An 11,115-nucleotide genomic window follows, 5' to 3' on the forward strand; every position below is an offset into this window, starting at 1 on the left:
GTCAATAATAACGGTGCGTTTTTGTCGACTTTAAGGCAGTATGTAACGATGCAACAAGAGTTTAACCTTGTGTCTTAAGCGGTTTTGTCATCTGCGGCCTGACAGGCTTATACTGTCTGACTAAAGGTTAACTAACCTGATGTTTCGCGGTGTGGGCGGGCATTACGGCTCGTCGGCGCCTGAATCCTAATTTACACGTACCTGTAGCTGTAGCGAATGAATACTGAAGCCACGCACGACCAAAATGAAGCACAAACCACCGGCGTTCGTCTGCGCAATGCCCGTGAACAACTCGGACTCAGCCAGCAGGCTGTCGCTGAGCGACTTTGCCTGAAGGTTTCTACGGTACGCGATATTGAAGAAGATAAGGCGCCGTCCGATCTTGCTTCAACCTTCCTGCGCGGATATATCCGCTCATATGCGCGTCTGGTGCATGTTCCAGAAGAGGAACTGCTGCCGGGGCTGGAAAAACAAGCTCCGCTGCGCGCCGCTAAAGTCGCCCCGATGCAGAGTTTCTCATTAGGAAAGCGTCGTAAAAAACGCGACGGCTGGTTAATGTCTTTTACCTGGCTGGTACTGTTTGTGGTCGTAGGGCTGACCGGCGCCTGGTGGTGGCAGAACCACAAGGCGCAGCAGGAAGAGATCACGACAATGGCCGATCAAAGCACGGCTGAACTGAACGCAGATAAAGACAGCGGCCAAAGCGTACCGCTGGACACCAGTGCCGCGACAAGCCAGGATACGACGCCAGCGCAAACGGCTCCGGCTCCTGCGACGCCGGTTGATTCGACGGCGGCAACGCAAAATACGGTAGTCGCGCCTTCGCAGGCGAATGTCGATACGGCTGCGACATCTGCCGCGCCAGCGGCAACGGAAACGCCGTCCGCGCTGCCGACCAGTCAGGCTGGCGTAGCGGCGCCTGCTGCCGATCCGAACGCGCTGGTGATGAATTTTACCGCTGACTGTTGGCTCGAAGTCACTGACGCCACGGGTAAAAAACTGTTTAGCGGTATGCAGCGTAAAGATGGCAATTTAAACCTAACCGGTCAGGCGCCTTATAAACTTAAAATTGGCGCGCCGGCCGCGGTGCAGATCCAGTATCAAGGAAAACCTGTCGATCTGAGCCGCTTTATCAGAACTAATCAGGTTGCGCGTCTGACCCTTAATGCCGAACCGACACCGGCGCAGTAACAGACGGGTAACGCGGGAGATTTTTCATGCATAACCAGGCTCCGATTCAACGTAGAAAATCGACACGTATTTACGTTGGGAATGTGCCGATTGGCGATGGCGCCCCTATCGCCGTCCAGTCGATGACTAACACGCGTACCACTGACGTGGAAGCGACGGTTAATCAGATCAAAGCGCTGGAGCGCGTTGGCGCAGATATTGTTCGTGTTTCTGTACCGACCATGGACGCCGCCGAAGCGTTCAAGCTTATCAAACAGCAGGTTAGCGTCCCGCTGGTTGCCGATATTCACTTCGACTACCGCATTGCGCTGAAAGTAGCGGAATACGGCGTTGACTGCTTGCGTATTAACCCCGGCAATATCGGTAACGAAGAACGCATTCGCATGGTGGTGGACTGCGCGCGCGACAAAAACATCCCTATCCGTATCGGCGTAAATGCCGGATCGCTGGAAAAAGATCTGCAGGAAAAATACGGAGAGCCGACGCCGCAGGCGCTGCTGGAATCAGCCATGCGCCATGTCGATCATCTCGATCGTCTCAACTTTGATCAGTTCAAAGTGAGCGTAAAAGCGTCCGATGTATTCCTTGCCGTTGAGTCTTATCGTTTGTTGGCTAAACAGATCGATCAGCCGCTGCATCTGGGGATCACCGAAGCGGGCGGCGCGCGTAGCGGGGCGGTTAAGTCGGCGATCGGTTTAGGTCTGCTGTTATCGGAAGGCATCGGCGACACGCTGCGCGTATCGTTGGCGGCCGACCCGGTGGAAGAGATCAAAGTCGGTTTCGATATCCTGAAGTCGCTGCGTATTCGCGCGCGCGGCATCAATTTCATCGCCTGCCCGACCTGTTCTCGTCAGGAGTTCGACGTTATCGGCACGGTGAACGCGCTGGAGCAGCGTCTGGAAGATATCATCACCCCGATGGACGTCTCGATCATCGGTTGTGTGGTGAACGGGCCGGGCGAAGCGCTGGTATCGACGCTGGGCGTGACGGGCGGCAATAAGAAAAGCGGCCTGTATGAAGACGGCGTGCGTAAGGACAGACTCGATAACGACGATATGATCGCGCAGCTTGAATCCCGTATTCGCGCGAAAGTAAGTCAACTTGATGAAGCGCGTCGGATTGACGTGCTGCAGGTTGAAAAATAAGAACGTGATGGGAAGCGGCGCGCTTCCCGTGTATGATTGAACCCGCATGGCTCCCGGTTCGTTCGGGGAAGCGCTGAGGGTTCATTTTTATATTCAGAAAGAGAATAAACGTGGCAAAAAACATTCAAGCCATTCGCGGCATGAACGATTATCTGCCTGGCGAAACCGCCATCTGGCAGCGCATTGAAGGCACACTCAAAAACGTGCTCGGCAGCTACGGTTACAGTGAAATCCGCTTGCCGATTGTAGAGCAGACCCCGTTATTCAAACGCGCGATCGGTGAAGTTACTGACGTGGTTGAAAAAGAGATGTACACCTTTGAGGATCGCAACGGCGATAGCCTGACATTGCGCCCTGAAGGTACGGCGGGCTGTGTACGCGCCGGCATCGAACATGGTCTCCTGTACAATCAGGAACAGCGTTTGTGGTATATCGGGCCGATGTTCCGTCATGAGCGTCCGCAAAAAGGCCGCTACCGTCAGTTCCATCAGCTAGGCGCCGAAGTCTTTGGCTTACAAGGCCCGGATATCGACGCGGAACTGATTATGCTGACCGCACGCTGGTGGCGCGCGCTGGGCATCTCTGAACACGTTAGCCTGGAGCTGAACTCTATTGGTTCCTTAGAGGCGCGTGCGAACTATCGCGATGCGCTGGTCGCGTTCCTCGAACAGCATCAAGAGACGCTGGACGAAGACTGCAAACGCCGTATGTATACCAATCCGCTACGCGTGCTGGATTCAAAAAATCCGGACGTGCAGGCGCTGCTCAACGACGCGCCTGTTCTCGGCGACTATCTCGATGACGATTCACGCGAGCACTTTGCCGGCCTGTGTAAATTGCTGGACGCGGCGGGGATTGCCTACACCGTCAACCAGCGTCTGGTACGCGGTCTGGATTACTACAACCGCACCGTATTTGAATGGGTAACAAACAGTCTGGGGTCACAAGGCACCGTCTGTGCGGGTGGTCGTTATGATGGTCTGGTGGAACAACTGGGCGGTCGCGCTACCCCGGCAGTGGGCTTTGCGATGGGCCTGGAACGACTTGTTTTGTTAGTTCAGGCAGTTAATCCGGAATTTATTGCCTCTCCTGTTGTCGATATATACCTGGTAGCTGCCGGCGCACAAACGCAGTCTGCGGCAATGACGCTGGCGGAGCGGCTGCGCGATGAAATGCCAGGCGTGAAGCTAATGACAAACCACGGCGGCGGCAACTTTAAGAAACAGTTTGCCCGCGCCGATAAGTGGGGCGCCCGTATTGCACTGGTTCTTGGCGAATCTGAAGTCGCCGATGGGACTGTTGTAGTGAAGGATTTGCGCTCCGGTGAGCAAACGGCAGTGGCGCAGGACAGCGTCGCCGCGCATTTGCGCACTTTATTGGGCTAAGGAGAAGGACAGCGTGGAAATTTACGAGAACGAACACGACCAGGTGGATGCGATTAAACGCTTCTTTGCCGAAAACGGCAAAGCGCTGGCTGTCGGAGTGATTTTAGGGGTTGGCGCGCTGGTTGGCTGGCGTTACTGGAGCAGCCATCAGACGGAGTCCGCGCGTGCTGCTTCTCTGGCGTATCAAAATGCGGTGACGGCGGTAAGCGCCGATAAGCCGGATAGCATTCCCGCCGCTGAAAAATTCGCGGCTGAGAATAAAAATACCTATGGTGCGCTGGCGTCTATGGAACTGGCGCAGCAGTTTGTGGATAAGAATGAACTTAAAAAAGCCGAAGCCCAGTTGCAGCAGGGGTTGGCGGCCACCAGCGATGAAAATCTCAAAGCGGTGATTAATCTGCGTCTCGCTCGCGTTCAGTTACAGCTTAAGCAAGCTGACGCCGCGCTGAAAACTCTGGATGCCGTTAAAGGCGAAGGATGGACGGCAATTGTCGCTGATTTGCGCGGCGAAGCGTTGCTGAGTAAGGGTGATAAAAAAGGCGCGCGCAGCGCATGGGAAGCGGGCGTCAATAGCGATGCTTCTCCGGCGTTGAGCGAAATGATGCAGATGAAAATCAATAATTTGTCCATCTGAGAGGGACCCGATGCAATTGCGTAAATTACTTCTGCCAGGGTTGCTTTCCGTTACCCTGCTCAGCGGCTGTTCACTGTTTAGCGGCGAAGAAGATGTCGTCAAGATGTCTCCATTACCGCAGGTTGAAAACCAGTTTACCCCGACCACTGTCTGGAGCACCTCTGTCGGTAACGGAATTGGTGAATTTTATTCTAACCTTCATCCGGTAATGGCAGATAACGTGGTCTATGCAGCCGATCGCGCGGGCGTGGTAAAAGCGCTCAATGCGGATGATGGCAAAGAGATCTGGTCTGTGAATCTGGGCGAGAAAGACGGCTGGTTCTCTCGTTCGTCCGCGCTGTTGTCCGGCGGCGTCACTGTCGCGGGCGGTCACGTCTATATCGGCAGTGAAAAGGCCGAGGTTTATGCGCTGAATACCAGCGACGGTACCACAGCATGGCAGACGAAGGTCGCAGGCGAAGCGTTGTCTCGCCCGGTTGTCAGTGATGGAATCGTCCTTATCCATACCAGCAACGGTCAGTTGCAGGCGCTAAATCAGGCGGATGGCGCCATTAAATGGACGGTGAACCTGGATATGCCTTCGCTGTCGCTGCGCGGCGAATCTGCGCCGGCAACCGCGTTCGGCGCGGCTATCGTTGGTGGTGATAATGGCCGCGTCAGCGCCGTGTTGATGCAACAAGGGCAGATGATTTGGCAGCAGCGTATCTCCCAGGCCACTGGCCCAACGGAAATTGACCGTCTGAGCGACGTCGATACCACGCCGGTTGTGGTAAACGGCGTCGTTTACGCGTTGGCGTATAATGGTAACTTAACGGCGCTGGATCTGCGCAGTGGTCAGATTATGTGGAAACGCGAGCTGGGGTCGGTCAATGACTTTATCGTCGACGGCGACCGTATCTACCTGGTCGATCAGAACGATCGTGTGCTGGCGCTGACCACTGACGGCGGCGTAACGCTGTGGACGCAAAGCGATCTGCTGCACCGTTTGCTGACCTCCCCGGTACTGTATAATGGTGATTTAGTCGTCGGCGATAGCGAAGGTTATCTGCACTGGATTAATGTCGATGACGGGCGTTTTGTGGCCCAACAAAAAGTAGACAGTTCCGGTTTTCTGACCGAACCGACGGTGGCGGATGGTAAACTGCTCATCCAGGCCAAAGACGGTACGGTCTACGCGATTACGCGTTAATCGTCACGGTTGTGCGTTTGAAAAAACGGCTCCTGGTGTAGGGGCCGTTTTCCTGTTTTTAACAACGGCGTAAAAATGACGCGCGTTGTCTGATGATTTTTTAAATGAGGCTTTAAACATGGTACCTGTGGTCGCGCTTGTCGGGCGCCCTAACGTCGGAAAATCCACGCTATTTAACCGTCTGACCCGCACCCGAGATGCGTTGGTTGCGGATTTCCCGGGTCTGACTCGTGACCGTAAGTACGGTCGTGCGGAGGTTGAAGGCCGCGAGTTTATCTGTATCGACACCGGCGGTATTGACGGCACCGAAGACGGCGTCGAAACGCGGATGGCGGAACAGTCGCTGCTGGCGATTGAAGAAGCGGATGTGGTGTTATTCATGGTAGATGCGCGCGCTGGTCTGATGCCGGCGGATGAAGCGATTGCCAAACATCTGCGCTCCCGTGAAAAACCGACCTTCCTGGTGGCGAATAAAACGGATGGTCTCGATCCCGATCAGGCGGTTGTCGATTTTTACTCGCTGGGATTAGGCGAAATTTATCCTATCGCCGCCTCACATGGTCGCGGCGTATTGAGCCTGCTGGAACATGTGCTTCTGCCGTGGATGGATGATGTCGCACCGCAGGAAGAAGTGGATGAAGACGCGGAATACTGGGCGCAGTTCGAGGCGGAACAAAATGGCGAAGAAGCGCCGGAAGATGATTTTGACCCGCAAAGCCTGCCGATAAAGCTAGCGATTGTCGGTCGCCCGAACGTAGGTAAGTCCACACTCACTAACCGTATTCTCGGCGAAGAGCGCGTGGTGGTATACGACATGCCGGGCACCACTCGCGACAGTATTTATATCCCGATGGAACGCGACGAACGGGAATATGTGCTGATTGACACGGCGGGGGTGCGTAAGCGCGGAAAAATCACCGATGCGGTAGAAAAGTTCTCGGTGATTAAAACGTTACAGGCGATTGAAGACGCTAACGTCGTACTGTTGGTTATCGATGCGCGCGAGGGGATCTCTGACCAGGATTTGTCTCTGCTGGGCTTTATCCTCAATAGTGGGCGCTCACTCGTTATCGTAGTCAACAAATGGGATGGCCTGAGCCAGGAAGTCAAAGAGCAGGTGAAAGAGACGCTGGATTTCCGTCTGGGCTTTATTGATTTTGCCCGCGTGCACTTTATCTCTGCGCTGCACGGCAGCGGTGTCGGGAACCTGTTTGAGTCCGTACGCGAGGCTTACGACAGTTCCACTCGCCGGGTGAGCACTGCGATGCTGACCCGTATCATGACGATGGCGGTGGAAGATCATCAGCCGCCGCTAGTGCGCGGTCGCCGTGTGAAGCTGAAATATGCCCACACTGGCGGCTATAACCCGCCGATTGTGGTTATTCACGGCAACCAGGTAAAAGATCTGCCAGACTCCTATAAGCGCTATCTGATGAACTACTTCCGCAAGTCGTTGGAAGTGATGGGTACGCCGATTCGCATTCAGTTTAAAGAAGGGGAGAACCCGTATGCGAACAAGCGTAACACACTGACGCCAACGCAAATGCGCAAACGTAAGCGTCTGATGAAGCATATCAAGAAAAGCAAGTAATGCTTTTTCAGTAATATTCCAGGCCTGATAAGCGCAGCGCTATCAGGCCTTTCAAGTAAAAGCGAGTCACGCGCCTGAGGAGAATGTTATGGAAATAATCTGCCCTGTTTGCCATCATGCGCTGGAGCGCAATGGCGATACAGCCCATTGCGAGACATGCGCTAAGGATTTCTCGTTACAGGCACTTTGTCCTGACTGCCGCCAGCCGTTACAGGTTTTGAAAGCCTGCGGCGCAGTGGACTATTTTTGCCAGAACGGTCATGGTTTAATTTCAAAAAAACGGGTTAATTTCGTCATTTCCGATCAATAAAACCACTGTCGACGTTGCGTCGCAGAGCAGAGGCGCCGACGTCTTATCCGGCTAAGGGCAAAAGCGTTATTCTATACTCCCGTAATATCAGCATAGTACCCTGCCCGGCGGTTATTTTATTCTTTTTATCGATTCAACTATTTATAGGGAATATTATTCCCGAAAATTAATATTAGAAATAAATAACAGCTTTCCTTTTATTTATTATATCAATATTATAAGTCTGTTTCATATTAAACTTTTCTTTTTAGGAATATATTTAGGCCTGTTAGTTATGATTCCCTATGAATCATCCATATAATATCGTCTCATAGCAGCGTGTTTATTTAACAACAGGGATATCATATGGTGCGAAGGATTCGCATTCTGGTTTTGCTATTAGTGTCTGGAGTATCAGTTGCGGCTTCCGGCGCAGGTAACTCTGTACCTGCAAACGATGAAAGCCACTCCTCCCTGCCTGATTTAGCCAGCGAATCCGCGAAAAAAGAAGAACAGGAAAATAAAGGAAAGTCCTTTAAAGAACAGGGCGCTGACTACTTTATTAATTCCGCCACCCAGGGCTTTGATAATCTCACCCCGGAAGCGCTGGAATCCTAGGCGCGTAGCTATTTGCAAAACCAAATCACTTCATCAGCACAGTCATATCTTGAAGGCGTAATGTCACCTTATGGCAAGATCCGTACCAGCCTCTCCGTAGGCGAAGGCGGCGATCTGGACGGCAGTTCGCTGGATTATTTCGTTCCCTGGTATGATAACGAAAAAACCTTACTTTTTAGCCAACTCTCAGCCCAACGTAAAGAAGACCGCACTATTGGTAACTTTGGGCTTGGCGTGCGCCAGAACGTCGGCAACTGGCTGCTTGGCGGCAACGCATTCTATGACTACGATTTTACGCGCGGTCACCGTCGACTAGGTCTGGGAACCGAAGCCTGGACGGATTACCTGAAATTCTCCGGCAACTATTACCATCCTCTTTCTGACTGGAAGGATTCCGAAGATTTCGACTTTTATGAAGAACGACCCGCGCGCGGTTGGGATATCCGCATGGAAAGCTGGCTGCCCTTTTATCCGCAGCTTGGCGCTAAATTAGTTTACGAACAGTACTACGGCGATGAAGTGGCGCTGTTTGGCACCGATAATCTGCAAAAAGATCCTCATGCCGTTACCTTGGGGCTGGAATATACGCCGGTACCGCTGGTTACGGTTGGTTCGGATTACAAAGCCGGTACTGGCGATAATAACGATTTTAGCGTTAAAGCGACTGTGAACTACCAGATAGGAACGCCGCTGGCGGCGCAACTCGATCCGGAAAACGTTAAAATCCAGCACTCTTTAATGGGCAGCCGCACCGATTTTGTCGATCGTAACAATTTCATCATTCTCGAATACCGCGAGAAAGATCCGCTGGACGTCACGTTGTGGCTGAAGGCCGACGCCACCAACGAACACCCGGAATGCGTGATTGAAGATACGCCTGAGGCCGCGGTGGGGCTGGAGAAATGTAAGTGGACGGTCAACGCGCTGATTAACCATCATTACAAAATTATTTCTGCTTCCTGGCAGGCGAAAAACAACGCCGCCCGTACTCTGGTGATGCCGGTGGTAAAAGCGGATGCGCTGACCGAAGGCAACAATAACAGCTGGAATCTGGTGCTTCCTGCCTGGGTTAACGCCGATACCGAGGCGCAGCGCACCGCCCTGAACACCTGGAAAGTACGCATGACGCTGGAAGACGAAAAGGGCAATAAGCAGAACTCCGGCGTGGTGGAAATCACCGTCCAGCAGGATCGCAAAATTGAGCTGATCGTCGACAACATTGCCGATAACGATCGCAGCGATCACAGCCATGAAGCCAGCGCGCTGGCCGATGGCGAAGACGGCGTGGTGATGGATCTCCTGATCACCGACTCCTTTGGCGACTCCACGGATCGCAATGGTAACGAACTGGTGGACGATGCTATGACGCCCGTGTTGTACGACAGCAATGATAAAAAAGTCACGCTGGCCCAGACGCCCTGCACCACGGAAACCCCCTGCGTGTTTATTGCCAGCCGTGACAAAGAAGCGGGGACGGTGACGCTTTCCAGCACCCTGCCGGGCACTTTCCGCTGGAAGGCGAAAGAAGACGCCTATGGCGACAGTAACTACGTTGATGTCACTTTTATCGGCGACAACCTGAGCGCGCTGAATGCGGTGATTTATCAGGTCAAAGCCGCCAACCCTGTCAACCTGATCGGCAAAGAAGATAAACATCCTACGGTTAATAACACCTACCGTTTCCTGCTGTGGCGCGACAAGAATAAAGACGGCGTATTCCAGATGTCCGAGCAGCTCACGGAAGAAGAGATGGCCCTGTACGACTACCAGTGGGAGTTTACCGGACAGAGTACAAACGGACATACCGGCGCGCTGGCCAACACCATAAATGAAGATCTTGTTCTGCCAGTAACCAATAAAGAGGCGGCGCAGAAGTTTGCCGCCAATGTGGAAGATGGCGTTCAGGGTTACGGTATACGCGTTACGTATAGTCAGAAATAGCGTCAGCGTTATGGCTGACCAGCCAGCCGCTGAATTTTGAGAAAAAAGAGAGTCTGAATGCAAGCAACAGTAAAACGGCGGCTGACGAAGGTCGCTTTAGCATTAGTAGTTGCCGGGTATTGCGCCGCGCCAGCGGTGGCGGCAAACGGTAATCTGAAATCGGGGCAGTGGCAGATTGTCTCTGAACAGACGGGCACCATTCAGGGTACGGTGCCGTGGATTACCCGTGCGGCGGATAAGACCGCGGATACCGACAAAGATCACGTAACGGTAACTATCGATCGCGGCGATCGTAAAATTGTGACCGAAGGCGATAAGCAGTTCCACGTTGGCGATAAGGTCACGGTCAACTGGGCGATTGGCGATACGGAAGGCGACCTGGATGTCGACAACGCCGCCACGAAACTGACGGTGCAGTGGATGAGATACAGCGACCAGAATGGTAGCAATCCCGAAGAGATTGGCGCCAAAGGCAGCGATACCTATGAAATTCAGGCGGGTGACGCAGACCATTATATCGGTATCAAAATCACGCCAACCACCACCACCGGTGACCCTGCCGTGGCAACCGAACTGCTGTTGAAAGACCTGTCGACCGATGCGGGCGGTGGTGCGGATGGCGACGACATTCCGGAAGGTCCGGTGGTGGATGAAAACGTCCATGTGGTTATTCATGAGAAAGATTCGAATACCAACCTGTTGAAGAATTCAGGGACGACACTCAAAACGAATACTACCTATCAGGTATTGCTGTGGAGCGATAAGAACGGCAACGGCACCTATGATGCCGGTGAAAACGTTACCGACCAGTATGACTACCGCTGGAAATTCGTCGGCACCAGTAAAATTGCAGGTACCGGTACTGGTGGTATCGTCAACGAAAACTGGAACGATAAAGACCTTGTCATCCCGCTTACCAACGCCGAAGCGAAAGAGGCGTTCGAGGGTGCGGAAGGCGGCGTTACCGTGGGTAGCGACGGTGTCCAGGGCTTTGGTCTGTCCATCGACTACAAACGCAAATAAGTTGTCCTCAACATACCACTCCCCGCGGGGAGTGGTATTTTCCGCGCACTTTGCTTAGCCGCGCGCTAAGCAAAGTGGGTTGAATTACGACAGAGAATGAAAACGGGTG

8 protein-coding genes and 1 pseudogene are annotated in these 11,115 nt (G+C 53.3%); all 9 read left to right on the top strand.

Annotated features, from left to right (window positions below; translation table 11 throughout):
* Window positions 1-216 precede the first annotated feature (216 nt).
* The 9 genes and pseudogenes from rodZ to AAYN39_RS13345 all read left to right on the top strand — a co-directional run bounded on the left by rodZ (window position 217) and on the right by AAYN39_RS13345 (window position 11,006).
* Window positions 217-1,191 (top strand): cytoskeleton protein RodZ, encoded by a 975-nt coding sequence (gene rodZ / locus AAYN39_RS13305; RefSeq protein ID WP_001090905.1) that lies wholly within the window; start codon window positions 217-219, stop codon window positions 1,189-1,191.
* A gap of 26 nt (window positions 1,192-1,217) precedes the next feature.
* Window positions 1,218-2,336, top strand: coding sequence for a flavodoxin-dependent (E)-4-hydroxy-3-methylbut-2-enyl-diphosphate synthase (gene ispG / locus AAYN39_RS13310; protein ID WP_000551816.1), 1,119 nt, complete (start codon window positions 1,218-1,220; stop codon window positions 2,334-2,336).
* A gap of 110 nt (window positions 2,337-2,446) precedes the next feature.
* A complete protein-coding gene (gene hisS, locus AAYN39_RS13315) occupies window positions 2,447-3,721 on the top strand; it encodes a histidine--tRNA ligase (protein ID WP_001107147.1) in 1,275 nt (424 codons plus the stop codon).
* 13 nt (window positions 3,722-3,734) lie between these two features.
* Complete coding sequence (locus AAYN39_RS13320) at window positions 3,735-4,355, top strand: YfgM family protein (RefSeq protein WP_000409190.1); 621 nt, start codon at window positions 3,735-3,737, stop codon at window positions 4,353-4,355.
* A 10-nt stretch (window positions 4,356-4,365) separates the two neighbouring features.
* The gene (bamB, locus tag AAYN39_RS13325; RefSeq protein WP_001177072.1) at window positions 4,366-5,544 is read left to right on the top strand and encodes an outer membrane protein assembly factor BamB; all 1,179 of its coding nucleotides are present in this window, start codon (window positions 4,366-4,368) and stop codon (window positions 5,542-5,544) included.
* A 118-nt stretch (window positions 5,545-5,662) separates the two neighbouring features.
* Window positions 5,663-7,135, top strand: coding sequence for a ribosome biogenesis GTPase Der (der, locus tag AAYN39_RS13330; protein ID WP_000249413.1), 1,473 nt, complete (start codon window positions 5,663-5,665; stop codon window positions 7,133-7,135).
* 88 nt (window positions 7,136-7,223) lie between these two features.
* Window positions 7,224-7,445: a zinc ribbon domain-containing protein gene (locus tag AAYN39_RS13335; RefSeq protein WP_000402503.1), complete on the top strand. Its 222-nt coding sequence runs from the start codon at window positions 7,224-7,226 to the stop codon at window positions 7,443-7,445.
* A 345-nt stretch (window positions 7,446-7,790) separates the two neighbouring features.
* Window positions 7,791-9,983, top strand: a pseudogene (sinH, locus tag AAYN39_RS13340) (intimin-like inverse autotransporter SinH).
* Between the two features lie 57 nt (window positions 9,984-10,040).
* The gene (locus AAYN39_RS13345; protein WP_001149068.1) at window positions 10,041-11,006 is read left to right on the top strand and encodes a SinI family autotransporter-associated protein; all 966 of its coding nucleotides are present in this window, start codon (window positions 10,041-10,043) and stop codon (window positions 11,004-11,006) included.
* Window positions 11,007-11,115: the final 109 nt, after the last annotated feature.

Source organism: Salmonella sp. K21076, assembly GCF_039650795.1.
Classification (GTDB): Bacteria; Pseudomonadota; Gammaproteobacteria; order Enterobacterales; family Enterobacteriaceae; genus Salmonella; species Salmonella enterica.

Bases quoted from the DNA above. Each gene is read 5' to 3' on its own strand.
- rodZ (WP_001090905.1), top strand. From the start codon at position 217: ATGAATACTGAAGCCACGCACGACCAAAATGAAGCACAAACCACCGGC.
- ispG (WP_000551816.1), top strand. From the start codon at position 1,218: ATGCATAACCAGGCTCCGATTCAACGTAGAAAATCGACACGTATTTAC.
- bamB (WP_001177072.1), top strand. From the start codon at position 4,366: ATGCAATTGCGTAAATTACTTCTGCCAGGGTTGCTTTCCGTTACCCTG.
- der (WP_000249413.1), top strand. From the start codon at position 5,663: ATGGTACCTGTGGTCGCGCTTGTCGGGCGCCCTAACGTCGGAAAATCC.
- AAYN39_RS13335 (WP_000402503.1), top strand. From the start codon at position 7,224: ATGGAAATAATCTGCCCTGTTTGCCATCATGCGCTGGAGCGCAATGGC.
- AAYN39_RS13345 (WP_001149068.1), top strand. From the start codon at position 10,041: ATGCAAGCAACAGTAAAACGGCGGCTGACGAAGGTCGCTTTAGCATTA.